Origin of the sequence: Chryseobacterium sp. Leaf405 (genome assembly GCF_001425355.1) — a bacterium.
In the GTDB taxonomy this organism is placed as follows: Bacteria; Bacteroidota; Bacteroidia; order Flavobacteriales; family Weeksellaceae; genus Chryseobacterium.
Genome location: NZ_LMQN01000015.1, coordinates 1,098,750 through 1,123,639 on the forward strand (window position 1 = coordinate 1,098,750; position 24,890 = coordinate 1,123,639).

Consider the following 24,890-nt stretch of genomic DNA (forward strand, 5'->3'; position numbering starts at 1 on the left):
TTAAACATAAATATTTATAAGAAACTTCGCTATTCAGTGAGGTTTCTTTGTTTTTTGGTTGTAATTTTGCGGTATTATTTCAAATAATTAAGCGTATGAAAACACTGATATTATTTACAGCACTTTTGGTATCAACTTTTGCATGGGCTCAAAATAATGATGTTGAGGAAAGAGATGATAATATGATCACTGAAAACAACAAAAATATTTTAAAAATAGATATTAAAGAACCTTTGCTTCAGGTTGCGGTTAAGAATTGTAATGATTTTAAAACGGCAAATTTCGAAGGTGGAATTCCAGCATATAAAGAAACATTGAGAAAATATATGTATGTCTATCTGAATACAGATTTTTATGTCCTTAATGGTGATTTTACCTTCACACTTACAATAGATCAAAAAGGAAAAATTACGAATATAGAAGGTTCTCCGAAGGTTTCTAACAGCCAGATTTTCTTTGAGGATATGAAATATGTGGTAAGAAGAATTAAGAAAAACTGGATTCCTGCAACGCGTAACGGACAGCCTGTAACTTCACAGGTTAAAATTAAAATGAACCTTTCTTCTATCGCAACCGATGTTTAAAAAAAAACGATTTCTTATTAATAACCATGAAAAAATATCTATTAATTCTCCCTTTGTTACTTTTGAGCGGTAAAAGTTTTTTGCAGGAAACTGCAGTTCAAGTTCAACATACATCAGAAAATTATCAGAAAGCAGAATTTCCGGGTGGAGACGAAGCTTTCCAGAAAGAGTTCATGAATATGGTTCATGCTTATATTGATATGGCTTTATATACGATTCAAGGGAAGGTAACTTTTGTTTTTAATATTGATCCTAAAGGAAAATTCAACAATATTGATGTCCTTCCGAAATTCAAAAACAATGAAATGTTTATTGATGATATGAAATATGCCACAAAAAAAGTAAAAGGAAAATGGAAGCCTGCGACAAAAAACGGTGTTGCAGTAGATTCTAAATTTGTAATGAGAGTTAATTTTGATAATAACGGATATGATCATGATTAAGAAAATTGTATTGTTGTGCCTAATTTGTATTTTATTCATTTCTAATGCACAAATCCTTGAAAGTTATCCTAATGGAATGGAATTTTATAAAGGAGGCAGAGTCGAATTTTACAAACAATTCCATAAAATTCTTTTAGAAAAAAAGCTTAAGCCTTGTGATGATAAAAATGAATTTTATGATTTGGAAATAGTTGTATACCCTGATTCTACAATAAAATTTGTAAAACAGGATAGTGCTAAAATTTCCAATTCTAAGTGTACGTTTGATCTCATAAGAATTGTTTTAAAATATATGAAAGATTGGAGTCCTGCTGAGGTTGATGGTAAAAAAGAAGCAGCTTTAGTAAAAATTCCAATCTTCGCTGATGATTTGTTTGAAAAATATGTAGATTCTTATCTTCCGGAAATGTATTCTAAAGATCCGGAATTCGAAGGTGGAATTCAGGAGTTCAGAAAAAAAGTTGCAAACAGTATAGATACAAGAAGATTTTCAACAAAAACTTCCGTCAGATTTACTGTTGAGGCAACCTTTGCTATAAATTCAGAAGGAAAAATAGAAGATGTAAAATTATCAAAAGAAACCGATAGCAAAGATTTTAATGAAATGATTTTAGCATCAATAAAATCTATTAAAAAGAAATGGAAACCTGCAACTTATCATGATATTCCTGTGAAATATCATTTTAGAATTCCTTTAACATTTAACTTCGATTAATCTCCTGACAATCTGTCACAATATTTTGTATCTTTGCAAATTCAATAAGTTCAAAAATTTAAATTTATCATTTATAACCTTGAATTTTGAACCTTAAACAGACTATCGTGCAGGAAAAATATATAGACGAAACAAAGCAGGGAGAAGCTTTTGCGATTGCTGAAAAAGATGGAAATTCCAAGAAATTGTTTTTGGAAAGTTATGGCTGTCAGATGAATTTTTCTGATTCTGAGATCGTTGCGTCAATTCTTAATGAGCAGGGCTATAATACAACGCTAAAAGTAGAAGAAGCCGATCTTATTCTTTTAAATACATGTTCAATTCGTGAAAAAGCGGAGCAAACGGTGAGAATGCGTCTTGCACAATTCAAAAATCTTAAAAAAGAAAGACCAAACATGACGGTTGGTGTTTTGGGATGTATGGCTGAAAGATTGAAAACCAAATTCTTAGAAGAAGAACAGTTGGTTGATCTTGTTGTTGGTCCGGATGCATACCGAGATTTACCCAACTTGTTAAAAGAAACGGAAGACGGAAGAGATGCGATTAACGTAATTCTTTCAAAAGAAGAGACTTACGCAGATATTAATCCTGTTCGTTTAGGTGGAAATGGTGTTACGGCATTTGTTACGATTACCAGAGGTTGTGATAATATGTGTACGTTCTGCGTAGTTCCGTTTACAAGAGGGAGAGAAAGAAGCCGTGATCCGCATTCCATTTTGGAAGAATGCAAAAACCTTTGGGAAAACGGGTACAAAGAAATTACATTATTAGGTCAAAACGTTGATTCCTACCTTTGGTATGGAGGCGGTCCGAAAAAAGATTTCGCCAAAGCATCTGAAATGCAGAAGGCAACAGCGGTTAATTTTTCTCAATTGCTTGATTTGGTGGCGAAATCAATTCCAAAAATGAGAATCAGATTCTCAACTTCAAATCCCCAGGACATGGATTTGGAGGTGTTCAGAATGATTGCAAAACATGATAATATCTGTAATTATGTGCATTTACCAGTTCAGAGTGGAAGCAATAAAATGCTGGCAGCTATGAATAGACAGCATACCCGTGAAGAATATTTAGATTTAATTAAAAAAGCGAAAGAAATAGTTCCTGATATTTCTTTTTCACAAGATATGATTATTGGTTTCTGCGATGAATCAGAAGAAGACCACCAAGATACATTGAGCTTAATGAGAGAGGTTGAGTTCGACTACGGTTATATGTTCTCTTACTCAGAAAGACCGGGAACTCCTGCTCATAAGAAGATGGAAGACAATATTCCTGCTGATGTTAAACAGAGACGTTTAGCAGAAGTAATTGCTTTACAGGGCGAACTGTCAAGAAAAAGAATGGAAGGTTATGTTGGAAGAGTGCATGAGGTTTTGATTGAAGGAATTTCCAAGAAGAATAAAAATCAGTGGAAAGGAAGAAATTCTCAAAATGCTGTTTGTGTATTCGATATGCAGGAAGGTCAGAAAATGGGTGACATTGTGAACGTTTTTGTTTTTGATAACACACAAGGCACACTTTTAGGGGAAACTGTAAAAAATTAATTTGCTTATTGATTTAAAGCATATTTATCATAATTATATAAAATTATTATCAATTAACAATTCAACTCAGACAATGGAAAAATTTCATAAATATTGCCTCAGTGTTTTATTGGTAATCATCTGCAGTAATGTTTCGACACAGACAAGCAACGGATCTTTCAAAAGTGAAGACTGCAAAAAGCTGTATGAAATTTACAGTCAGTTTTTAAGTCACGAATGTGAAATCTTTCAAAATTCTTTTTTAAAGGAAAAAGAGGGACATCATTTTGCGATAAATCATAAGCAAAATGCGGTTGATCTTATTGAAAAATTTTTCTCGGGAAAACAACAGAATAACTTTTTTAAAAATAAATCGGGAATAGATTTTTCTGAAAAAGAAAAGCACAATCAACTCCTGACAAACTTCGAAAAAAACGGTAAAGAAAATCTCTTTGCGGATATTTTATATTTTAAAACAAAAGTTTCAAAAGTAAGAAACAAAGATTATTTAAGTGCAATTGGTTAGTTGGATGAAATAAAATTTAAAATCATTTTTAACAAATTAACTAAAATTTTACAGCTAAAAAATATAACTGTAAAAAAATAATCTAAAAAATAACTTATGAGTATCGAGTTACAAAATATAAAAAACCGTTTCGGAATTATCGGTAATTTTCCTGCCTTAAACCGTGCGTTAGAAAAATCTATTCAGGTCGCACCTACGGATATTTCAGTCCTTGTGATTGGAGAAAGTGGTGTCGGGAAAGAGTTTATTCCTAAAATAATTCATTCAGAATCCAAAAGAAAACATCAGCCATATATCGTTGTAAACTGTGGCGCAATTCCTGAGGGAACCATTGATTCCGAATTGTTTGGGCACGAAAAAGGTGCATTTACAGGAGCTACGGCAACCAGAAAAGGATATTTTGAGGTGGCAGATGGCGGTACAATTTTCTTGGATGAGGTTGGTGAATTACCTTTACAGACACAGGTTCGTTTGCTAAGAGTTCTTGAAAGTGGTGAATTCATGAAAGTAGGTTCGTCTCAGGTTCAGAAAACCAATGTAAGAATCGTTGCGGCAACAAACGTTAATATGATGAAAGCAATTCATGACGGAAGATTTCGTGAAGATTTGTATTATCGTCTGAATACGGTGCAGATTGATATGCCACCTCTGAGAGAAAGAAAAGGGGATATTCATTTGCTTTTCAGAAAGTTTGCTATCGATTTTGCGGAAAAATACAGAATGCCGGAACTGGAGCTTGAGCCGAGTGCAGTTCATTATATTGAAAATTATACTTTCCCCGGAAATATTCGTCAGTTGAGAAATCTGGTCGAACAGATGACTGTTGTTGAAAGAAACAGACACGTCACAGTTGAGAAATTGGCAGAATATATCCCGATGGAAACGCATCTTCCGATGGTGGTAAATACACCGAATTCTCAAAAACAAGGCGACTTTGGCAGTGAAAGAGAAATTATGTATAAAATTCTCTTTGATATGCGAAACGATATTAATGATTTAAAATCCTTAACTTCGGAATTGATAAAAAACCGTGGTGCAGGAGATTTAAGCAATCAGGAGAAAAACTTAATCAACAGAATTTATACTCCGGAACCGCAGCAGAATGTGCCGCAGAATTCGTTGTTGTATTTTGAAAACAATAATAATTCTCCTGTGGTACAGAATCCGACGATTATTTCATCTCCGGAAGAAAGCTATGAAGATTTTGAGGATATTGAAATTGAAGAAAACAGACCCGAATCACTATCGCTTCAGAATAATGAAAAAGATTTGATTATCAAAGCGTTGGAGAAGCATAAAGGACGTAGAAATAAAGCTGCGGACGAGTTAGGAATTTCACAAAGAACGTTATACAGAAAAATAAAACAATATAACTTAGAAGAATAAACTATTAACAATGAATTTTGATTTAATTACGAACAAAGGCTACGATTTAAATATCGGAAAATATATCTCTGAAGGTTTTGAGATTTTTAAAAAAGACATTGGCGGTTTCATACTAGCAACTTTATTGGCTGTTGTGATGAGTATTATTCCGTTCTGCGGAATTCTGGCAATGGGAAATTTTTATAAAATCTGCAAAAAAGCAGATCAGGGACAAAAAGTAGAGGCGGGAGATATTTTCGATTTTACAGACTTTTGGGTGTATTTTAAATTAATGATCTTGGTTACCATTGTTGTTATGATTTTAATGATACCATTAGGCTTTACCATAATTCCCGTTATTGTAGCAGCAAATGCAGGAGGAGAATATATAGATCCTGTTGTAGTGATGGGTGGTATGGGAATCTGGTTTTTCTTATATATTCTGTTTATGATAGCTTTTTCGGTATCACTTTTCTTTGTACAGCCTCTTATTTCTTTGTACAGAGTTCAAAGTGTGAGATTGGCATATTCACTATCTTGGAAGATTGCTAAAAAGAATTTTCTTATGATTTTCATATTTTCAATCGTAGTAGGTATTATTTCTCAGTTGGGAATTATTGCCTGTGGGATTGGATTATTTTTCACAATTCCATTAGGAATCTGCATCAGATATGCAGCTTATAAAGACGTCTTGGAGACGCAAAATCAAAAAGTAGGTTTATGAGTAAGATAAAATTGATCTTTGGATTTATTATTCTTTCATTGTTTCAGCAATGTTATTCTTTTACGGGCTCGTCTTTAACGGATGAGAAAACTATTAAGATCAGTGAGTTTCCCAATAATGCACCTTTGGTAAACCCCACGTTGTCTCAGCAGTTTTCTACGGATATTCAGAACCGTTTTTTACAGAGAACTACTTTAAAAGGCACGAAAGAAAATCCGGATATTTTAGTGGAAGGTGAGATCACAGATTATTCAATCACACCGACTACCATTGGTTCCAATACAGTCACCAATCAAAACACCGGAGGAGTGATTAATGAATCTCAAAACAAACTTACAATCACCGTAAAGGTGCATTATGAAAATAAACTTCATCCGGATTTTAGTTTCGACAGAACGTATTCTGATGAGGCTGTTTTCAACAGTAATTTGTCTCAGTCGGAAATAGAATCTTCTCAGGTGAAGATTGCGACAGACAGGATTATAAATAAAATTTTTAACGATATTGTAGCGAACTGGTAAGATGAATCATAGAGTTTTAGAATTATTAAAGGCCCCAAAAAATATTCAGTCAGAGGATCTAAATCTTCTGAGAGAAGAAATTAATTCTTTTCCCTATGTTCAGAATATCAGAGCGTTGTATCTATATGGGGTAAATCTTTACGATAAAGAAAATTATCAGAAAGTACTCTCTACCACAGCAGCTTATACTACCGATAAGAAGATTTTGTATCAGCTTATTAATGGTAAAATTCAGCAGAAGCCTCAATCTGAAATAGTAAAAGTGAAACCTGATTATCCAGAAAATCCGCTTAAAAAACTATATCAGTCAAAAGTCACTAATTTTCCGATCAAACGAGAAGATGATTTAATTGATGATATTGAAACAGAAAAAGCTGATCTTTTAGTGGATGAAACTTCATTGCCAAGAGAAGTAATTCTTCCCACTCCTTTACCTGAAATAAAGCATTTGTATGTGAACGGGGAACGAAACAGGATTTTGTTTGAGGGCGAAGAAAATTTCCTTGAAGATGATCAGGTGGAAACAATTGACCTTGAATCTACTTTAGAATCAGGATCAATTATTACTCAAAAAACTGAAAAGAAAGAATATAATGTTCCGATTGTTGAAGAAAATTCGGAAACAGAAGAGCTTTCTACAGAAATTCAGGATCAAAAAGTGGTTGAGGAAATCGAAGAATCAGAATTTACTCCAGAAACAATCATTGAAGAAGAAAATGGTTTTTCTGAGGCAGAACAAGAAGAAGTTTTAGATGAATCAAAATTAAATTTCCAAGAAACTGAGTTTTTAGTTCCTGAAAATCAGAATGATAATATTGAAGAAAATAATGAAGAGGAAATTACAGATCATGAATCTGAAGCGTCAGAAGAATTCACACCGGAGACAATTATAGAAGAAGAAAATATCAGCTCTGAAACAGAAAAAGAAGAAATTTTAGATGAATCAGAAGTCAGTTTTCATGAAACTGAATCTTTTGCGTTAAAGATTCAAAATGATGAAGTTGAAGAAAATCTTAATGAAGAAGAGTCTGAACAGTTAAATGAAGTAGAGGAAACGGCAGAATTTACTCCGGAAAAAATCATTAATGAAGATAAAATTTCTTCTGAAAAAGAACAAAAATCTGTTAATGATTCATCAGAATTGAGTTTCCACGGAACAGAATCATTTCTTCCAGATGTAAAAATTCAGCCGAATAATTCAGATCAAATAAAAGAAGAAACCGTTGAATCCAACATCAACAAGCATGAGGATGAAATGCGTCGTCTGATTGAAGAGGTTGAGAAAAAGATGAGGGAAAAAGCAGATTCTGAGGAAATCAAAAAAGCAGAAGAGCCTGAAACTGAAACATTAAGTCATGATATTAGCTTTGCCGAAACTCAAAGTTTTGAGGTAAAACCGGTAGAGAAAAATGCTGAGAAAGAAACTCAGGATTCCGATCCTGACCCTGAAATTATTGATGAGCAAAAAGAAGATACTGCAAAGTCAGAAGAAGTACAAACTTCATGGAAACCTATGTCTTTTGAGGCTCATATTCCCGATTCTATGATTAATAAATCGGTAGAAATTCCTCAACCAAAGGTTGAAGAAAAGACCAAGACGACTGAAGAAATTAAAAAAGAAACCCCTGTAACGGAAGAGATTTTACCGGCTGTAGAAGAAATTCCTGAATTGATTCAAGATAAATCCAATGAATTTGGAAATCAGACTGACGAACTTCAAATTGATCCCGAAGCTCCGATTAATGAAGAGTTAATTGAAGAAAAAAAGGATGCTCCTGTGATGAATGTTTCTTTCTTCGGATCTGATATTTCAAAATTAAAATCTACAGAATCTCAACAAGAAACTAAAGAAGAAGTTGTAACTCCTGCTCAAAAAGCAATTTCAAATCCTCTCGATAGCAATGTTCCAGGATTTATCAATACTTGGCAAAGTTGGCTGAAGATTGATAGAGCAGAAGAAACTGAACAGATTAAGGGTATTGAAGAAGATGTAACGGAAGTCAAAAATAAGGTGATTGAAACCTTTATCGAAAATAATCCGAAAATCAGCCAGTTAAGGGATGAAAGCAGTTATATTGTCAAAGAAAAGAATGATGATATTTCACATTTAATGACCGAAACGCTGGCAAGTCTTTATTTTGAGCAAAAACTGTATACAAAAGCGGTAAAAGCGTTTGAAATCCTAATCAAAAAAAATCCGGAAAAGAAAGAATATTTTGAAGGTAAAATTCAGGAAATAAAGGATTTTAGAAGCAGATAATTAACTTAATTAAGAATAATGAATATTTTAATTATTACACCGTTTCAGATATTATTTGCTGGAATAATGACTATGGCATTGTATATTTCGGCAATCATGATTTTATTGAAAACAAAATCAGGTATTTTACCTTATTTCATAGTTATTCTTTTTCCAATAATAGGTCCTTTAGGTATTCTTTTTGGAAATTATAATAAAAAAATAAAATAAAAAACGGCGGAAATTATTTCTGCCGTTTCTATTTTAAGTATGATTAACTATATTTTTATTTTTTCTCAGTTTTTGCCAGGCTTTTCTGCCTAAAAATATAATCAGAATAATTAAGATGATGGTACAAACTGCGGCAATAATCGGAGCTATCATTGCCAAAATAGCCATAATTCCTGCTCCTGCTGTTTCCGTTGTTCCAACTGCCGAGTTCCCTAATCCGCCTGTCGTTGCCGTTGATGCTGCCCGAATTCCTGCAAATCCTGAACTGATCGTGGCTGCTGTTCCTCCGCCGGCAATCAACGCCAATGCCCATTGTGGAAACGTTCCTAAATCAACAAACTGACTGGCAAATAAAACAGAACCTGCAATAGTCGCCATTGGAATCGAAATGGTATCTAAAAGATTATCGATAAGCGGAATATAATACGAAATGATTTCTACAATTGTTGCAATTCCGGTGATGATGAGTGTGGGTAAACCTGCAAGCCAGTCAAAATGATCATTCATTGGGATCCATTGAAAATAGGAAGCAAGACTCACAGCAAAAATCGGGAGAAAAACCCGGAAACCGCTTGCTGCGGCTAAACCGATTCCAATTAATGCACTCAGTACATAAGGTAAATAGGGAACATTGTCTAACATTAGTTTTCAGATTTATTGTTTTGCTGAAAGTTACAAAAAGTTAGACAAACAAAAGTTAGATAAATTATTGAAAGAAAGAAAATTAAGGTTTTTTCTGAGCCTGACAAAGCTTTATAAACTGCTCTTCAACATTTTGAAATTTTTCCGGTATTTCAGAGGATGCCCAAAAAAGCATGGCTATTGTTTTATCTCCAAAAGCTTCTTTAAATAGATCTTTATTCAATCGATAAGATTCTCTTAGAAGTCTTTTGATACGATTTCTATGGACGGCTTTTTTGAAATACTTTTTAGAAACCGAAACGGCAAATTTTGTGCTTTCAACGGGTGCAGTTGGCTTATTTTTAAGGATAATAATTCTCAAATTCCCATTCGTTCTCCACTTACCTTTTTCGAAAAGTAAAGAGATCTCGGTGTTTTTTTTGAGTTTTTCTGCTCTGGGATATTTGAAGTTTGTCATTTACGGAATGTAAATATAGTATTTGTTTTATGTTTTTCCCACAGATTTCAGGATTACGACGGAAAATATTTCTCAATCATCTTTAAAATCAGTGAAACCTGCGGGGAATTTTTTAATCTTTAGTCAATAAATGGTTAATCACTTCTGAAGCACAATACAACCCGAAAATGGCAGGCATATAACTTATCGTTCCATAGAAAGATCTTTTGTAGTTGCTGCCGTCAGTCATTTTTAAGCTGTCTTCATCCTGAATATCATTGGCAAAAACACAACGAACACCTTTGTCGATTTTCACTTTTTTAAGCCTTTTTCTTACTTGTCTCGCAAGGTGGCAATGTTCGGTTTTGCTGATGTCTTTTACCATTACTTTGCTAGGATCCATTTTTCCGCCGGCTCCCATCGAGCTTACGGTTTTTATCCTTCTTCTTTTAGCAGCAATAATTAAAGTAAGTTTAGGAGTTACACTGTCGATACAGTCTAAAACATAATCAAATGGTGCAGAATCTAATACTTCATCCATTCTTTCAGGATTCAGAAATTCATTGATTTTGGTTAAATTAAGATCAGGATTAATGTCTAAAAGTCGTTCGGCAACCACTTCTACTTTGTGTTTTCCTATGGTTGAGTGCAAAGCAGGTAACTGTCTGTTGATGTTGGTGATGTCAACGGTGTCTCCATCTACGATTGTCATATTTCCGACTCCGGCTCTTGCTAAAAATTCGGCAGCAAAAGAACCTACGCCGCCCAATCCTACCACCAAAACGGTCGCTTTATTCAATTTTTCCAATCCTTCTTCTTTGATGAGAAGTTCCGTTCTTTCCAACCAGTATTTATCCATTTTTTATCGTCTCTAAATTTTCTATTATTTGTTTATTCAAACTTTCCAGCGAAATTTCCTTTATTTCCGAAACTTTCAGATATAGTTCTTCAATATCAAAATCATCATTATCGGTTTCCAGAAAGATTTTGTCTAAAGGAGTAATTTTCAAAGTATTTTGCAAAGATAAATTATACAAAACGGCTTTTCCAAAACTCAGATAAAAATTATTTTTGAGGAGATCTTCAGCAATGCTTTGTTTTTTATTAAAACCATGAATAATCATCGGCTGTTTCGCATATTTCTTACATGAAATCACTTCATAAAACTTTCTGACACAATGAATAATGACGGGTTTTTTAATGTCATTAGCAAATTTAATCTGTCTTAAAAAAACTTCCTCCTGAATCTTCTGATCAATTTCCACAAAAGAATCCAACCCACATTCTCCAATCGCAAAACAGTTTTCGGAAATATTTGATTCTAGCCAATTAAACTGATTTTCAATAGAATTCATATTAATATCTTTCGGATGAATCCCGATTGAATAGGGGGAATCTGTAGGAATACTTTCTAAATCAAGATTGTAAATTCCATACGAGATATTTTTATGGTGATGATGAAAATTAAAAAATTCCATAGTCAAAAATACTATTAATTTAGATTTAATGCGATTTCTTAAACGAACGTTTATAAATTTGTTAAAAATTTCTTAACTTTACCTGAAACGCTGCTTCATGAGAAAAAAATTTACGGATAAACAAATTCATATTTTAGATATAGCTGAAGAGCTGATCGCCAGGAAAGGCTACGAAGGAACATCGGTAAGAGATATTTCTTCAAAAGCAAATATTAATGTCGCTATGATCTCTTATTATTTTGGGTCTAAAGAAAAAATGATGTCTTATCTCTATCAGTATAGAGTACTGAAAACTAGAGAAAATTTCTCCGAATTTGCTGATACCATCAAAGAAGGAAAACCGGAAATGCAGATGAAAGAAATTATTAAATATATTGTAGCTCAATTGTTTAAATATAATTATTTCCACGGATTTGTTACACAGGAACTTCGGCATACAGAAAATTTAAAAGATGAATTGCTGGATTTTTATCAGCTTTTTGTAAAAAAACTGGATGATGTTATCAAAAAAGGCGTGGCTTCCGGAGTTTTTACCTTTACCCCGAAGCCTGAAGATGTTTTAACAACCATTATTGGCTCTACATTATTTGTGATCAGAAACAGAAATTTCTACGAGTTGTATGTTCCGAATAAAAACGAAGAAACCTACACCAAAGAAGCAGAAAAAAAGGTAAGAATGAATCTCTTAATGAGCGTTTTTGCCATTTTGGGATACGCTGCGGACTAAATTTACGTTAAATAATCATAAAAAAAAATCTATTGACAAAAAAGTTATATTTTTGCAAATTAGTAAATCGGCTATAGTATCCGAAAACTGTTGAATTTTTTATATGAAAAAATATATTTTAGGCATTTTTGCTGTAGCAGTAGTGGCATCGTGCGTAAGTAAGCAGGAAAGAGCAATGAAAAGTGCGGACAAAACCCTCATTTTAAAAACTGCTAACGAAAATTTTGCTAAAAAGAAGTGGAAAAATGCCTTAGCTTTATATGACAGGCTTCCAAATCTTGTGGCAGGAACGGATGATGCACCGAACGTGGTTTTTAATTCTGCGTATGCCAATTATTATGATAAAAACTTCAGACTGGCAGGAAATCAGTTCAAAAACTTCTCAATAAGTTTCCCTCAGGATAAGAGAAAAGAAGAGGCTGCCTATATGTCTGCTTTGTGTTACTATGAAGGATCTATGGATTATAACTTGGATCAGTCTACAACCGAAACGGCAATTAATGAGCTTCAGGATTTCTTAAATAATTATCCGAACTCAGAAAGATCAAAAAATATCAATACGCTTATCGAAGAGCTGTCTTATAAAATGGAGTTCAAGTCTTACGAAAATGCGAGACAGTACTTCAAAATGGGTGAGTACAAAGCTGCAAACACCTCTTTAGAAAATGTGTTGGATGATTTTCCAGGTACAAAACTTCGTCCGAAAATTTATGATTATATCGTAAAATCTCGTTATGAATTGGCAATAAAATCGGTTTACGACCTTAAAGACGAGCGTATCGAAAGTGCATTAGCTTTCACAAGACAGATTGAAAAGGAAATGCCGAATACGGATGTTGCAAAAACAGCTTTAGACATCAGAGAAAAACTTGAAAAAGAAAAGAAAGATTTTGTAGTTGTTAAAAAACAAACAGAAGCGAGAATTGCAGCGTTAACGGAAAGACAGAAAAAGCTTGCAGCACAGAACGCCGAAAAGACAAAAACTGAACAACAAGTGAAAGATCAGATCGATGCTGAGAAGAAAGCAATGCAGATCCAGAGGGACAGTGCAGCGATTAATACACCTCCTCCAGCGGCGACTTTCAAAATTCAAAGATAATTCGTAAATTTGCGAACTTAAATAAAATTAATATTCTCAAAATGAGTGTAAAAGATACAAAAGCAGAAGTAAATACCATTACTTATGATAAGGATAAGATTGAAGACAAAGTAGGCTCAATCTACGAAGCGATTGTTATCATGGGAAAGAGAGCAGAGCAGATCAACGCTGAAATTCGTACAGAACTTCATAACAAGTTAGACGAGTTTGCTGTTCACAATTCTACATTAGAAGAAGTTTTCGAAAACAGAGAGCAGATTGAAATCTCTAAACATTACGAAAAACTTCCAAAGCCAACTTCTATTGCAATCGAAGAATGGTTAAACGGAGACGTATACTTCAGAAAGACTGAAGAAAGAAAATAAAAACCATTAGTGTTTTTTATATATAAGGGTCATAAGGGAAATCTTTTCTTTATGACCCTTGTTGTTTAAATGGTTTGTGAGAAAAATTAAGTAATTTAGTATTCTTAAAAAATTAAATCTAAATGAGTCTTTCCGGGAAAAAAATTCTCATCGCAGTTTCTGGAGGAATTGCCGCTTATAAAATTCATTTTCTGATCAGAGATTTTGTAAAAAAAGGAGCGGAAATTCAGGTAATTATGACTCCGGATGCGGAAAATTTTGTAACCAAGCTGAGTATTTCCACATTGTCTAAAAAACCTGTTTATACAGATTTTTACAGTGACAACGGAACATGGAACAGTCATGTGGAGATGGCGTTATGGGCAGATGTAATGATTGTTACACCTTGTACAGCCAATACATTAGCGAAAATGGTTCACGGAATGTGTGATAATTTGGTGATTGCAACCTATATGTCTGCAAAATGCCCTGTGTTCATCGCACCTGCAATGGATTTAGATATGTATGCACATCCTTCTACAAAGAAAAATCTAGAACTGGCTGAAAGTTTCAAACACATTATTATTCCTGCAGAAAATGGCGAACTGGCGAGCGGATTAATCGGGCAGGGAAGAATGGCGGAACCGGAAACTATAGCTAAGCGTATTGAAGATTTTTTCAATTCAACGATTGAAAAAACATTGGAAGGAAAAACGGTTTTAATTACAGCCGGACCAACCTATGAAGCGCTTGACCCTGTAAGATTTATCGGAAACCATTCTTCAGGGAAAATGGGGTTTTCTTTGGCAGAAGAGGCTTCAAAAAGAGGAGCGAAAGTAATTTTAATTTCCGGACCGAGTTCTCAAATTATTAATGATAAAAATGTTGAGCTGCATAAAGTAACCTCAGCAAAAGAAATGTTGGCAAAGGTTTTTGAGTTTTATGATACCATCGACATCGGAATTGCAAGTGCCGCGGTGGCAGATTATGCTCCGAAAGAAGTTGCTAAAGAAAAAATAAAAAAAAATGATGATAATCCGACGATTGAATTGATCAAAAATCCGGATATTCTTAAAACAATGGGCGAAAAGAAAACCCATCAGTTTTTGGTAGGTTTTGCATTAGAAACTCAGAATGAGGAAGAAAATGCAAAAGGAAAATTAGAAAAGAAAAATCTGGATATGATTGTTTTAAACTCACTTCGTGATGAAGGTGCAGGTTTTAAAAATGACACCAATAAAATAAAAATATTTACCAAAACGGGAAAAAAGGAATTTACTCTGAAATCTAAAGAGGATGTTGCAAAAGATATTTTGGATTTCGTTGAGGTTCAACTTTTAAAATAATTTTAATAAATTTCCGTTCTCAATCTTTAATAGAAAATGAAAAAAATTTTAAGCATATTTTTACTTCTGTTTTTGTTCAATCTCAGTTTTTCTCAGGAGTTATTAGCGACGGTTCAGGTGAATTCCCAACAGATTGGGGGGAGTAATCAGGCTGCCTATAAAGCATTGGAGAAAAGTTTAAGAGATTTCATCAACAATACGAGCTGGACAGGAAAAAGACTTCAGAATTTTGAAAAAATAAAGTCAAATTTTGCCATCGTTATTAAGGCGAGAGAGGGGAATAGATTTACCGCAAATATTGTTGTCCAGTCAGTACGTCCTGTTTTTAATACAACGTATGAATCTCCTTTACTCAATCTTCAGGATCAAAGGTTTTCTTTCGATTATGTTGAAAATGAGAATCTTATTTTTAATGAAAGACAATTTTCAGGTAAGAATTTAATTGATGTCATCAGCTTTTATGTATATGTAATTTTGGGTTATGATGCCGACAGTTTCCAATCAATGGGCGGAACTCAATGGTTTCAGAAAGCTCAGCAAATTGCACAAAACGGTGAATCTCAAAATACGTACGACGGCTGGAAACAGATTAACGAACCAAGAAGCCGTTCGATTTTAATTAAAGAAATCATGAGCCCAAACTGGAGTCAGGTTCGTGCGACGATGTATTCTTATCACAGAGCTGGTTTGGATAACTTATTTAATCAGGATCAGACGAATGGCAAAAAAGTGATTTTTGATGCTTTAATGCAGTTGAAGCAGTATGAAAACTCTTTCCAGCAATCTTATTATTTTAATCTTTTCTTAGATAATAAGGCAGACGAAATCTTCAATATTTTTAATTCAGGGAATAATGGGGGAATTGTTTTAGGTGATCTTAAAAATCTGATGACCATGCTTTCTCCTAAAAATACAGAGTCTAAGTGGAGTAAATGGAAACAATAACTTCACTTGAATTCTGAAATCTAAAGTTCTATATTTGCAATAGCTACGTAATCTGCTACTATCAATGCTTTCGAGAATTTATATTAAAAACTTTGCCCTTATTGATACGCTTGAAGTGTCATTACAAAACGGGTTGCAGGTAATCACTGGGGAAACCGGTGCCGGAAAATCTATTATTTTAGGTGCTTTACGACTGATTCTCGGAGAAAGGGCAGATTTAAAATCCATTTCGAAAGCGGAAGAAAAAAGTATTGTAGAAACAGAGTTTTCTTTAAACAATCAGTTTAAAAAATTCTTTATCGAAAATGATCTGGATTACGAACATCAGACGATTATCCGCAGAGAGATTCTGCCATCCGGAAAATCGAGAGCATTTATTAATGATGTTCCCGTGACGTTGGATATTCTCAGAGAATTATCTTCTCAATTGATTGATATTCATTCTCAGTTTGAAACGTCGAATCTTTTTACTCCGGAATATCAGTTTAAAATTATCGACGGGCTTTCAGAAAACAAACAGCTTGTTGAAGAATATTATAATGAATTTTTTAATTTTCAGAGCTTAAAAACTCAATTAAAAAAGCTTCAGACACAACTTTCCGAAAATAATAAAGAAAGTGACTACAAAGCATTTCTACTGAACGAGCTTGAAGATTTGAAGCTGGATGATGTGCATTATGAAGAATTACAGAATCAGCTTTCTATTCAGGAAAATGCAGAAATGATCTCCGAAAATCTCGCACAGGTATTGTCGAGGTTTCATCAGGAAGAAGTGGGCATTTTATCATTTTTTAATGAAGCCAAAAACAAGCTTTCAAAAATTGCAGAAGTCTCCAACGGCTTTGCAGAACTTGATGAAAGACTGGAAACTTCTTTTGTGGAGCTGAAAGATATCATTGCCGAGCTTGAGAATGAATCTGAGAAAATTGAAATTAATCCCGGAAATTTATCGACTCTTATTGATTTAAATAACAGAATTAATAATCTTTTCGTAAAGCACAATGTTGCTGATATTACGGAATTAAAAGATATCAGAGACCAGCTGGCTGGCGATCAGCAAGGGGCTTCCGAACTGGAAGCTTCGATTGCGGAGATTGAAGAAAATATTTCCAAAAAAACGGTAAAACTTCAAAGTCTTGCTGATAAACTTTCCAAAAACAGAAAAAAAAGCATTCCTGTTTTCATTAAAAAGGCAGAAACATTACTTAAAAAATTAGGTCTTGAAAAAGCAAGAGTAGATATCGAATTGCATGATTCTGCGGAGTTCAATCCTTTCGGTAAAGAAAATATTCAACTGTTGTTTCAGGCAAATTCAGGGTTTCCTTTAAAACCGATTCAGACCGCCATTTCGGGTGGTGAAAGATCGAGAGTGATGTTGGCGGTAAAGAAAATTATTGCAGAAAGCGATGAACTTCCTACATTGATTTTAGATGAAATCGACACCGGAGTTTCAGGAAAAGTGGCCGAAGAAATCGGAAATCTGATGCGTGAGATGTCCGAAGATATGCAGTTGATCGTTATTTCTCACTTAGCGCAGGTTGCTGCAAAAGGAAATAATAATTATAAAGTGGTAAAACAGGATGTTGCTGGAAAAACGCAATCGACGATTATTGCATTAAGCGACGAAGAAAAATTAAACGAAATCGCTCAGTTACTTTCCGGGAGTAAGATTACCGAAGCGGCTTTGGCGCAGGCAAAAGAGTTGATGGGATAAAATGTAATACATTAAAATATAGTAAGACTTCTGAGAAATTGGAGGTCTTTTTTGTTGCTTTAGAATCTAAACAAAGTGTTTGAAATAAAACAGAATTATATTTCAGTTGAAACAATCTGCTGGAACCCAAAAAGATTTCTATTTTTGTCCAAACAAGTTGTTTTAATTAAATCAGAAATTATTTTTAATCTAAACATCATGTTTAAGCTTTTCAAGAGTTTTGTTTTTGTTTAAACAGAATTTCTTAAGCTGTCATCAAAATTCCTGTAACATTTTTATCTTTACAATCACTAATGTAAAAAAGATAAGTATGTTTTTAAAGTTTCTGAGATTAGAAATCAAAAGTTTTTTCCGCGGTACTTCTTTAGGGATCAATCTCACGATGAAGATTCTCCGTTTTATCGGGATTCTCTATTTTATGGGATGTCTGGCAGGAGGTGCTTTTGTCGCATTTTTTTACGTTCAAGAAGAAATGCATCAGAATCCTGTAAAGATTGTTTCTCGATTTTTATTGGTAGCCTGGGCGGTAGATCTCATCCTGAAATATATCTGGCAGCAAATGCCGACACAGAACATCAAACCGTTTCTCACACTGAATATTCCTAAGAAAACGTTAGTCAATTATATGTTGATCAAAACATTTATCAGTGCGTTAAGCTGGCTTAACTCTTTGTTTTTAATTACGTTTTCTGTTATTGCAATATTTAATGGGTACGATGTTTTAGGTATTCTTGCGTGGTTTATCGGGGTTTCTCTGTTGTTTTATTTAAATAATTTCATCAATATTCTTGTTAATAATAAAGAAAATATAGCCATTGTTTTTGCGTGCATTTTTGGCGGAGTGGCAGCATTGGTATACTTTAATATAGTTCCGGTTTTTTCTTATTCTGAGAAGTTTTTCTTTAATTTTTATGAAAGACCTTATTTTTTAGTTATTTCTATTCTTTTGTTTTCAGCATTATGGAAAGTGAGTTTTAATTATATCTATCAGGTATTTTATCTGGATGAAGGCTTGGAGGCTAAAAAAGAAGTCGGCAGAACAGAAAATATTGCCTTTCTGAATAAATACGGAGCTATAGGAACTTTCATCAATAATGATATTAAGATGCTTCGAAGAAATAAAGTGACAAAAGGTGTGATGCTGGGCAGTGTGATGTTTCTTTTTTACGGGCTGCTGATGTTTTCTTCCCCAATTTATAAAACTCCGGCAATGATGATGGCGATGGGATTGTTTGTGACGGGAGGTTTTCAGTTTATGTTTGGGCAAAGGGTTCCGGCGTTCGACAGTTCGTATTATCCGTTGATGATGACTTTAAATGTTCCGTACAAAGAATATTTAAAAGCAAAATGGTGGCTGATGAATATCGTGACGGCATTTTCTATGATTCTTGCAGTTTGCTATGCCTATTTTGGCTGGGATATCTACCTTACCTTTATCGCTGCGGGACTTTATAATATAGGAGTAAATTCCCAGTTTACACTCTGGTCAGGAGCTTTCAACAAAATGCAGATTGATCTTAATTCTAAGGAAAAAAGATTCGGACAGAAAAACTCTTTAAATCTGAAATCTATGTTGCTACTGATTCCTAAAATGCTGTTACCGATGATCGTTTTCGCACTGATGCAGCGTTACTTTACTATTACAGGAGGAGTTATCAGCATTGGCGTTTTAGGATTAATCGGGTTTATTTTTAGAGAGAAAATATTCGACATCATCGTAAAGCATTATAAAGTAGAAAAGTACAGTACAATAGACGCATTCAAAAACAAAGATTAATATATGATCACAATTAATAATTTATCAAAAACATACGGGCAGGCAACTGTTCTCAATATAGAAAACCTTGAAATTCCTAAGGGAGAAACTTTCGGTTTGGTGGGAAATAACGGCGCAGGGAAAACGACACTTTTCAGTTTAATGTTAGATTTAATTCAGCCAACGACAGGTTTTGTTAGCATTGATGAGATTAAGGTAAACGAATCTGAAGCCTGGAAAAATAAAGTTTCAGCTTTTGTGGATGATTCTTTTCTGATAGGATATTTAACGCCTGAAGAATATTTTTATTTTATTGGTGAACTGAGAGGTCAGAACAAAACTTCTGTTGATGAATTTTTGAAACAGTTTCATGATCTTTTTAATGGAGAAATTTTAAATTCCGGGAAATATGTTCGTGATCTCTCAAAGGGAAATCAGAAAAAAGTAGGAATTATCGGTGCCATCATCGGAAATCCGGAAATTATTATTCTGGATGAACCTTTTGCCAATTTAGATCCTTCCACGCAAATTAAACTGAAGAATTTAATCAAAGAATTATCAAAACAGGAAGGCGTTACTTTTCTTATTTCGAGCCACGATCTTTCGCACACCACGGAAGTCTGCAACAGAATTGTGGTTGTGAATAAAGGTCAGTTGGTGAAAGATATTCAGACCAATCCAGAAACACTGAAAGATCTGGAGCAGTATTTTGCAGATCAGGTATCTTCTACAGCTTCTGCGGAAATTATTTAATTAAAATTAGAAACTAATAACCATGAATATTGAATCTCAAAATGTAACCGATTACCCGAATACCAATACCATTTTTATGGTTTGGAAATTAATTGATGATCCAAAACTAAAAGATGTCTTTCAGCAGTTATGTGCGTTAGTTTTAAATCTTAATAATTCTGTATTTAACAGATTTCCCGACAGCAGAGCGAGTTGCGTGATGGGAATTGGTCATAATGCATGGAATATTTTGGATCTTCCGACTCCGCTTCCCAAAGAATTGGTGAATTTTGAAGAGATTAAAGGTGAAAAACATACTGCCGTTTCTACTCCGGGAGATCTGCATTTTCATTTAAGAGCCGATGATAAAAGCATTATTTTCGATATGACGATTGAGATTTCGAAACTCTTGAGTTCTGTGGCAGAAAGTATATTGGAAATTCACGGATTTAAATATTGGGATGACCGTTCAATTCTGGGTTTCGTAGATGGTACAGAAAATCCGCATAACGAAGACCGGGATTTTTTCGCTAAGATAGGTGATGAAGATACTGATTATAAAGGCGGAAGTTATCTTTTTACTCAAAAATACCTTCATAATATGGATGCTTGGCGAGGTCTCTCGACTGAAGAACAAGAGAAAGTCATCGGAAGATCCAAAGAAAACGATATTGAAATGTCGGATGACGTAAAACCTGCCAACTCGCATATCGCATTGGCAAATATCGGTGACGAACTGAAAATTGTAAGAGACAACATGCCTTTCGGAAGTCCTTCTACAAAAGAATTCGGAACGTATTTTATTTCCTATGCCAATACATTTAGCACGACAAAAAAAATGCTTACCAATATGTTCATTGGAGATCCTGTAGGAAATTACGACAGGATTTTAGATTTCAGCACGGCAGCTACGGGAACTTTGTTCTTTGTCCCGACAAGAAATATGCTGGATGATTTTTCAGGATAATTACTCTTTATCAAGCAAAAGACAGAAATAAGTTTCTGTCTTTTTTCATTATTAAATAAAAAAATATTTTTTTGTGTAACCTTTTTACAAATTTGTTGTCTTTAAGATAGAAACAGAATAACCATGAAGCTTTTGTTCAAAAATAAAAACGAAGATATATTGAGTCGCCTGAAAAAACAGGATCCGGTTGCTCAGAAAAATTTTTATGATCAGAATGTCAGGAAATTTTTGAGTGTGGCAAAAAGTTACATCAGCGATTTGTACCAGGCAGAAGATTGTGTAATAAAAGCTTTCTGTAAAATTTTCAAACATATTGAAAGTTTTCGTGGTGATGGTAATCTGGAAGGATGGGCGAGGAGAATTGTAGTAAATGAATGTCTGAATTTTATCAAAAGTCATAAGACGGTTTTTTACCTCGATGATGTTCATGCTTCAGTTTTAGAAGAAATTCATGATGAGCAGACTGTTTTTGATTTTAATGCGCAGGAGCTTTTAGATCAGCTTCCGGATGCCTACAGAATGGTTTTCAACCTATATGTAATCGAAGAATATTCGCACCAGGAAATTGCGGATACCTTGCAGATTTCTTTGGCAGTAAGTAAAACCCAACTGTTCAGAGCAAAAGAAAAACTGAGAAAGATCTACTTTCAACAACAAAAAAAATTAAAAAATGAACACGTTTAAAGATAATTTTGAAATTCAGGTAAAAAAACAGATCGATGAAAGAGAAATTACTCCTTCCAGAGATCTTTGGTCTGAAATAGAATTTCAGTTACAAAATAATGTGCCTCCAAAATCCCGCCTGAACTGGTATTTGGTTGCAGCCTGCCTTGTACTGACATTTAGTCTTGGAGCTGTTTTGTTTTTCTTTACAGAAACTTCAAAAGACAGTCCGAAAATGGTTCAGGAAAAGATAAAACCTACGGTGAATGAAAATGTGAAAACGGCTGAAAGTATACATCAACCTATAACGATAGAGAATCCTAAAGTTCAGGAAGTAAAAACGCTTGCGGTTAAGGAAAAAAAAGGAAATCAGCAGATTCAGACTGCACCGGATGAGGTGAAAGTTGTACCAAAAGAAAATATTTCTGAAAAAATAACGGAAAAAATTCAAATTTCAGAGCCGAAAGTTTTAGCTCAAATAGATTCTTCGAAAGTTCCTGCTAAAAAGAAAAGATACGTAGATCCTTCTACATTGCTTTTCTCTGTCGAGCATAAAGACGTTATTGAAAAAACCAAAGAAGGAAGCAACGTTGCTACGATCGATCTGAATATAAAATAAACCAATTTTTAACGATAAAAAACAATTATATGATCAAGAAATTTATCCTGACGGGATTTGTGTGCCTTTTTTCGGCATCTACTTATGCACAAAGAGGCTTGAAAATCAGCCTTAATTCTAAAAAAGAAACAGAGGTAAGCCCCATCGTCAAAGAAAAAGTGGAAGAATATGCGTCTAAAATCAATACGATTATTCAGGAAGAAAAAAAACTAATGGAAGCAGAATTGCTTGTACTTCAGGCAAAAAATCTGGATAAAATGGAATTTGATAAGCAAAAAGCTCAGGTTGCTGACCGTTATTCCGAGAAAATAGACCAAAGAATAGAAGAATTAGGATTCGATCTGGATAATGTTATTCAGAAGCAGGTGAAGTATTCGCTCCTTAATTCAGATGTGACTTCTAATGAAGAAATCAAAGCAAAATTATTAAAGAAATTCCGCCCGGCAAGAAGTGTTACAGGATATTTCTCTTACGGAATCATGACACTTACCAATGATCTTCCGGACAATGAATTGGATAAAAATATCGGATACGCCAACAATCTTGAATTTGGATTAAAACTTCATTATCAATTCAGCAGAACAAGCCCGTGGGCACTGACTTCAGGTTTGGGATTCGCTTGGAGAACCCTTCGTACAGATAATGATATGGTTTTTGCTAAAAATGCAGATAATGGAATTTATTTGGATACATATTCGGGAAGTCTTGATAAAAATAAGCTTAGAACGGGATATATAATGGTTCCGCTTGGGATTCAGTATAATTTTTCAAAGGTTAAAGATGCGGGAATGGATATCAAATACAGAAGTTGTTATGAAGGTTTTAAGATTGGGGCAAGTGTCTATGGCGGTGTACAAATGTCTACCAATAATATCATCAAAGGAAATGATGCAGAGCTTAGAAACAGAGGAAATTATCAGGTAAATCCTTATGTGTATGGTGCCCAGTTTACGGTATCATACGATAATATCAGTGTTTTTGTAAAGAGAGATTTTAGTAACTATTTCAAAGACAGCTATTTTAAAAATGATAAAGCTTTGGTATTTGGGATAAGTATTGGATTTGAATAAAACATTTTTCATATTAAATGGAAAAGCACCGGGAAATTTTTCTTGGCGCTTTTCGTGCATATTTAACAATTAAATCTAATTTTTTATTTCAAGCTTCCTACCATATCTTCAGGTTTTACCCACTCATCGAATTGCTCAGCAGTGACAAGCCCAAGATTGATTGCTTCTTCTTTTAAAGTCGTTCCGTTTTTGTGAGCTGTTTTTGCAATTTTCGCTGCATTTTCATATCCTATATGCGTATTCAAAGCGGTTACTAGCATCAAAGATTTGTCCACCAATTCTTTGATCCTCTCGTTATTAGGTTCAATTCCTATAGCACAATGATCATTAAATGAAATACATGCATCAGCAATTAATTGTGCAGATTGTAAGAAATTGTATGCCATCACCGGTTTGAAAACATTAAGCTCGTAATTTCCCTGAGTTCCAGCGAAAGAAATTGTTGTGTCATTTCCTAAAACCTGAGCACAAACCATCGTCAGCGCTTCATTTTGAGTAGGATTTACTTTCCCCGGCATGATAGAAGAACCTGGTTCATTTTCAGGAATGTGAATTTCGCCGATTCCCGAACGAGGTCCTGAAGCCATCAGTCTAATATCCTGAGCAATTTTATATAGAGACACTGCAAGTTGCTTTAGGGCTCCGTGAGATTCTACAATCGCATCATGAGCGGCCAATGCTTCAAACTTATTTTCTGCCGTTACAAAAGGAAGATTGGTAAATTTTGCAATATATTCAGCCACTTTTACGTCGTAACCTTGAGGTGTATTTAATCCCGTCCCTACTGCCGTTCCACCTAAAGCCAATTCTGCAAGATGAGGTAACGTGTTTTTTAAAGCTTTAATTCCGTAATTTAATTGAGCAACATATCCTGAAAACTCTTGTCCTAAAGTCAAAGGCGTTGCATCCATTAAATGCGTTCTCCCAATTTTAACAATATCTTTAAATTCAATTGCTTTTTTGTTCAACGTATTTTTTAGTTTCTCAACAGCAGGAATTGTAGTTTCCACCACTTTCTTGTACGCTGCAATGTGCATCGCCGTTGGATAAGTGTCGTTGGAAGACTGAGATTTATTTACATCATCATTAGCATGAATTTCAGATTTATCACCTAAATTTCCACCATTGTTCACGTTTGCTTTATTGGAAATTACTTCATTCACATTCATATTCGATTGTGTTCCAGATCCTGTCTGCCATATCACTAAAGGAAACTGATCGTTTAATTTTCCTTCTAAGATTTCGTCGCAGACTTTAGCGATCATATCTCTTTTTTCAGCAGGAAGAACTCCTAAATCGGTGTTGGTAAAAGCAGCGGCTTTCTTTAAATACGCAAAAGCCTCGATAATTTCGTGTGGCATTGAGCCTTCCGGACCGATTTTGAAATTGTTTCTCGAACGTTCCGTCTGTGCGCCCCAAAACTTATCAGCAGGAACCTGCACTTCACCCATGGTGTCTTTTTCTATTCTGTAATTCAT

General features: G+C 34.3%; 27 protein-coding genes. 22 read left to right on the top strand and 5 right to left on the bottom strand.

From position 1 onward, the window contains the following. Positions 1–95: 95 nt before the first annotated feature. The 10 genes from ASG22_RS14945 (at position 96) to ASG22_RS14990 (ending at position 8,874) form a co-directional block, all read left to right on the top strand. On the top strand, positions 96–584 hold the full coding sequence (locus tag ASG22_RS14945; RefSeq protein WP_055986254.1) for a hypothetical protein: 489 nt from the start codon (positions 96–98) through the stop codon (positions 582–584). 26 nt (positions 585–610) lie between these two features. After that, positions 611–1,027 carry an energy transducer TonB gene (locus ASG22_RS14950; protein ID WP_055986256.1) on the top strand — a complete coding sequence of 139 codons (417 nt, stop codon included), beginning with the start codon at positions 611–613 and terminating at the stop codon, positions 1,025–1,027. Further along, entirely contained in the window at positions 1,020–1,742 is a 723-nt protein-coding gene (locus tag ASG22_RS14955) for an energy transducer TonB (RefSeq protein WP_157844724.1), read from the top strand. Before ASG22_RS14950 ends, ASG22_RS14955 begins: the two co-directional genes overlap by 8 nt. A gap of 107 nt (positions 1,743–1,849) precedes the next feature. Next, positions 1,850–3,289, top strand: a complete 1,440-nt coding sequence (miaB, locus tag ASG22_RS14960; RefSeq protein ID WP_055986262.1) for a tRNA (N6-isopentenyl adenosine(37)-C2)-methylthiotransferase MiaB — start codon at positions 1,850–1,852, stop codon at positions 3,287–3,289. 73 nt (positions 3,290–3,362) lie between these two features. After that, positions 3,363–3,794 carry a hypothetical protein gene (locus ASG22_RS14965; RefSeq protein ID WP_131726204.1) on the top strand — a complete coding sequence of 144 codons (432 nt, stop codon included), beginning with the start codon at positions 3,363–3,365 and terminating at the stop codon, positions 3,792–3,794. A 96-nt stretch (positions 3,795–3,890) separates the two neighbouring features. After that, a complete protein-coding gene (locus ASG22_RS14970; protein ID WP_055986269.1) occupies positions 3,891–5,180 on the top strand; it encodes a sigma-54 interaction domain-containing protein in 1,290 nt (429 codons plus the stop codon). A gap of 10 nt (positions 5,181–5,190) precedes the next feature. Next, a complete protein-coding gene (locus tag ASG22_RS14975; protein ID WP_055986272.1) occupies positions 5,191–5,883 on the top strand; it encodes a hypothetical protein in 693 nt (230 codons plus the stop codon). Then, the gene (locus ASG22_RS14980; RefSeq protein ID WP_055986274.1) at positions 5,880–6,404 is read left to right on the top strand and encodes an LptE family protein; all 525 of its coding nucleotides are present in this window, start codon (positions 5,880–5,882) and stop codon (positions 6,402–6,404) included. The genes ASG22_RS14975 and ASG22_RS14980 overlap by 4 nt, the downstream gene beginning before the upstream one ends. A 1-nt stretch (position 6,405) precedes the next feature. Then, entirely contained in the window at positions 6,406–8,664 is a 2,259-nt protein-coding gene (locus ASG22_RS14985; protein WP_055986277.1) for a hypothetical protein, read from the top strand. 18 nt (positions 8,665–8,682) lie between these two features. Next, a complete protein-coding gene (locus tag ASG22_RS14990) occupies positions 8,683–8,874 on the top strand; it encodes a hypothetical protein (RefSeq protein WP_055986281.1) in 192 nt (63 codons plus the stop codon). Positions 8,875–8,907: 33 nt separating this feature from the next. Here ASG22_RS14990 and ASG22_RS14995 read toward each other — a convergent pair whose 3' ends face one another. From ASG22_RS14995 to ASG22_RS15010, 4 genes are all read right to left on the bottom strand, one after another. Then, positions 8,908–9,516 (bottom strand): DUF4126 domain-containing protein, encoded by a 609-nt coding sequence (locus ASG22_RS14995; RefSeq protein WP_055986284.1) that lies wholly within the window; start codon positions 9,514–9,516, stop codon positions 8,908–8,910. A gap of 82 nt (positions 9,517–9,598) precedes the next feature. Further along, entirely contained in the window at positions 9,599–9,973 is a 375-nt protein-coding gene (gene rnpA, locus ASG22_RS15000; protein ID WP_055986287.1) for a ribonuclease P protein component, read from the bottom strand. 112 nt (positions 9,974–10,085) lie between these two features. Beyond that, positions 10,086–10,811: a ThiF family adenylyltransferase gene (locus tag ASG22_RS15005; RefSeq protein ID WP_055986290.1), complete on the bottom strand. Its 726-nt coding sequence runs from the start codon at positions 10,809–10,811 to the stop codon at positions 10,086–10,088. Then, positions 10,804–11,430: a TatD family hydrolase gene (locus ASG22_RS15010; protein ID WP_055986293.1), complete on the bottom strand. Its 627-nt coding sequence runs from the start codon at positions 11,428–11,430 to the stop codon at positions 10,804–10,806. Before ASG22_RS15010 ends, ASG22_RS15005 begins: the two co-directional genes overlap by 8 nt. A 97-nt stretch (positions 11,431–11,527) precedes the next feature. On the opposite strand from ASG22_RS15010, the gene ASG22_RS15015 reads away from it, so the two are divergent. From ASG22_RS15015 to ASG22_RS15070, 12 genes are all read left to right on the top strand, one after another. Continuing rightward, positions 11,528–12,157, top strand: coding sequence for a TetR/AcrR family transcriptional regulator (locus ASG22_RS15015; protein ID WP_055986296.1), 630 nt, complete (start codon positions 11,528–11,530; stop codon positions 12,155–12,157). Between the two features lie 103 nt (positions 12,158–12,260). Further along, positions 12,261–13,256 carry an outer membrane protein assembly factor BamD gene (locus tag ASG22_RS15020; protein ID WP_055986300.1) on the top strand — a complete coding sequence of 332 codons (996 nt, stop codon included), beginning with the start codon at positions 12,261–12,263 and terminating at the stop codon, positions 13,254–13,256. A gap of 41 nt (positions 13,257–13,297) precedes the next feature. Further along, positions 13,298–13,621, top strand: a complete 324-nt coding sequence (locus ASG22_RS15025; RefSeq protein ID WP_029298198.1) for a DNA-directed RNA polymerase subunit omega — start codon at positions 13,298–13,300, stop codon at positions 13,619–13,621. Positions 13,622–13,743: 122 nt separating this feature from the next. Continuing rightward, positions 13,744–14,946, top strand: coding sequence for a bifunctional phosphopantothenoylcysteine decarboxylase/phosphopantothenate--cysteine ligase CoaBC (gene coaBC, locus ASG22_RS15030; RefSeq protein ID WP_055986303.1), 1,203 nt, complete (start codon positions 13,744–13,746; stop codon positions 14,944–14,946). Between the two features lie 36 nt (positions 14,947–14,982). Then, complete coding sequence (locus ASG22_RS15035) at positions 14,983–15,891, top strand: DUF4835 family protein (protein WP_055986304.1); 909 nt, start codon at positions 14,983–14,985, stop codon at positions 15,889–15,891. A 64-nt stretch (positions 15,892–15,955) separates the two neighbouring features. Further along, a complete protein-coding gene (locus tag ASG22_RS15040) occupies positions 15,956–17,605 on the top strand; it encodes a DNA repair protein RecN (protein ID WP_055986308.1) in 1,650 nt (549 codons plus the stop codon). A gap of 310 nt (positions 17,606–17,915) precedes the next feature. Further along, a complete protein-coding gene (locus ASG22_RS15045; protein ID WP_055986311.1) occupies positions 17,916–19,382 on the top strand; it encodes a DUF5687 family protein in 1,467 nt (488 codons plus the stop codon). Positions 19,383–19,385: 3 nt separating this feature from the next. Next, positions 19,386–20,114, top strand: a complete 729-nt coding sequence (locus ASG22_RS15050; RefSeq protein ID WP_055986314.1) for an ABC transporter ATP-binding protein — start codon at positions 19,386–19,388, stop codon at positions 20,112–20,114. A gap of 22 nt (positions 20,115–20,136) precedes the next feature. Further along, positions 20,137–21,060 carry a Dyp-type peroxidase gene (locus ASG22_RS15055; RefSeq protein WP_055986317.1) on the top strand — a complete coding sequence of 308 codons (924 nt, stop codon included), beginning with the start codon at positions 20,137–20,139 and terminating at the stop codon, positions 21,058–21,060. 123 nt (positions 21,061–21,183) lie between these two features. Further along, on the top strand, positions 21,184–21,744 hold the full coding sequence (locus ASG22_RS15060; RefSeq protein WP_055986319.1) for an RNA polymerase sigma factor: 561 nt from the start codon (positions 21,184–21,186) through the stop codon (positions 21,742–21,744). Further along, the gene (locus tag ASG22_RS15065; protein WP_055986323.1) at positions 21,731–22,342 is read left to right on the top strand and encodes a hypothetical protein; all 612 of its coding nucleotides are present in this window, start codon (positions 21,731–21,733) and stop codon (positions 22,340–22,342) included. Before ASG22_RS15060 ends, ASG22_RS15065 begins: the two co-directional genes overlap by 14 nt. A 29-nt stretch (positions 22,343–22,371) precedes the next feature. Next, positions 22,372–23,412: an outer membrane beta-barrel protein gene (locus tag ASG22_RS15070; RefSeq protein ID WP_055986327.1), complete on the top strand. Its 1,041-nt coding sequence runs from the start codon at positions 22,372–22,374 to the stop codon at positions 23,410–23,412. A gap of 83 nt (positions 23,413–23,495) precedes the next feature. Here the strand turns inward: ASG22_RS15070 and fumC are convergent, their stop codons facing one another. Next, positions 23,496–24,890, bottom strand: a complete 1,395-nt coding sequence (gene fumC / locus ASG22_RS15075; RefSeq protein WP_055986329.1) for a class II fumarate hydratase — start codon at positions 24,888–24,890, stop codon at positions 23,496–23,498.

Excerpts from the sequence above, each read along its gene's own strand:
- ASG22_RS14945 (WP_055986254.1), top strand. The coding sequence starts at position 96 with ATGAAAACACTGATATTATTTACAGCACTTTTGGTATCAACTTTTGCA.
- ASG22_RS14950 (WP_055986256.1), top strand. The coding sequence starts at position 611 with ATGAAAAAATATCTATTAATTCTCCCTTTGTTACTTTTGAGCGGTAAA.
- ASG22_RS14955 (WP_157844724.1), top strand. The coding sequence starts at position 1,020 with ATGATTAAGAAAATTGTATTGTTGTGCCTAATTTGTATTTTATTCATT.
- ASG22_RS14965 (WP_131726204.1), top strand. The coding sequence starts at position 3,363 with ATGGAAAAATTTCATAAATATTGCCTCAGTGTTTTATTGGTAATCATC.
- ASG22_RS14970 (WP_055986269.1), top strand. The coding sequence starts at position 3,891 with ATGAGTATCGAGTTACAAAATATAAAAAACCGTTTCGGAATTATCGGT.
- ASG22_RS14975 (WP_055986272.1), top strand. The coding sequence starts at position 5,191 with ATGAATTTTGATTTAATTACGAACAAAGGCTACGATTTAAATATCGGA.
- ASG22_RS14980 (WP_055986274.1), top strand. The coding sequence starts at position 5,880 with ATGAGTAAGATAAAATTGATCTTTGGATTTATTATTCTTTCATTGTTT.
- ASG22_RS14985 (WP_055986277.1), top strand. The coding sequence starts at position 6,406 with ATGAATCATAGAGTTTTAGAATTATTAAAGGCCCCAAAAAATATTCAG.
- ASG22_RS14990 (WP_055986281.1), top strand. The coding sequence starts at position 8,683 with ATGAATATTTTAATTATTACACCGTTTCAGATATTATTTGCTGGAATA.
- ASG22_RS14995 (WP_055986284.1), bottom strand. The coding sequence starts at position 9,516 with ATGTTAGACAATGTTCCCTATTTACCTTATGTACTGAGTGCATTAATT.
- rnpA (WP_055986287.1), bottom strand. The coding sequence starts at position 9,973 with ATGACAAACTTCAAATATCCCAGAGCAGAAAAACTCAAAAAAAACACC.
- ASG22_RS15005 (WP_055986290.1), bottom strand. The coding sequence starts at position 10,811 with ATGGATAAATACTGGTTGGAAAGAACGGAACTTCTCATCAAAGAAGAA.
- ASG22_RS15010 (WP_055986293.1), bottom strand. The coding sequence starts at position 11,430 with ATGGAATTTTTTAATTTTCATCATCACCATAAAAATATCTCGTATGGA.
- ASG22_RS15015 (WP_055986296.1), top strand. The coding sequence starts at position 11,528 with ATGAGAAAAAAATTTACGGATAAACAAATTCATATTTTAGATATAGCT.
- ASG22_RS15020 (WP_055986300.1), top strand. The coding sequence starts at position 12,261 with ATGAAAAAATATATTTTAGGCATTTTTGCTGTAGCAGTAGTGGCATCG.
- ASG22_RS15025 (WP_029298198.1), top strand. The coding sequence starts at position 13,298 with ATGAGTGTAAAAGATACAAAAGCAGAAGTAAATACCATTACTTATGAT.
- coaBC (WP_055986303.1), top strand. The coding sequence starts at position 13,744 with ATGAGTCTTTCCGGGAAAAAAATTCTCATCGCAGTTTCTGGAGGAATT.
- ASG22_RS15035 (WP_055986304.1), top strand. The coding sequence starts at position 14,983 with ATGAAAAAAATTTTAAGCATATTTTTACTTCTGTTTTTGTTCAATCTC.
- ASG22_RS15040 (WP_055986308.1), top strand. The coding sequence starts at position 15,956 with ATGCTTTCGAGAATTTATATTAAAAACTTTGCCCTTATTGATACGCTT.
- ASG22_RS15045 (WP_055986311.1), top strand. The coding sequence starts at position 17,916 with ATGTTTTTAAAGTTTCTGAGATTAGAAATCAAAAGTTTTTTCCGCGGT.
- ASG22_RS15050 (WP_055986314.1), top strand. The coding sequence starts at position 19,386 with ATGATCACAATTAATAATTTATCAAAAACATACGGGCAGGCAACTGTT.
- ASG22_RS15055 (WP_055986317.1), top strand. The coding sequence starts at position 20,137 with ATGAATATTGAATCTCAAAATGTAACCGATTACCCGAATACCAATACC.
- ASG22_RS15060 (WP_055986319.1), top strand. The coding sequence starts at position 21,184 with ATGAAGCTTTTGTTCAAAAATAAAAACGAAGATATATTGAGTCGCCTG.
- ASG22_RS15065 (WP_055986323.1), top strand. The coding sequence starts at position 21,731 with ATGAACACGTTTAAAGATAATTTTGAAATTCAGGTAAAAAAACAGATC.
- ASG22_RS15070 (WP_055986327.1), top strand. The coding sequence starts at position 22,372 with ATGATCAAGAAATTTATCCTGACGGGATTTGTGTGCCTTTTTTCGGCA.
- fumC (WP_055986329.1), bottom strand. The coding sequence starts at position 24,890 with ATGAATTACAGAATAGAAAAAGACACCATGGGTGAAGTGCAGGTTCCT.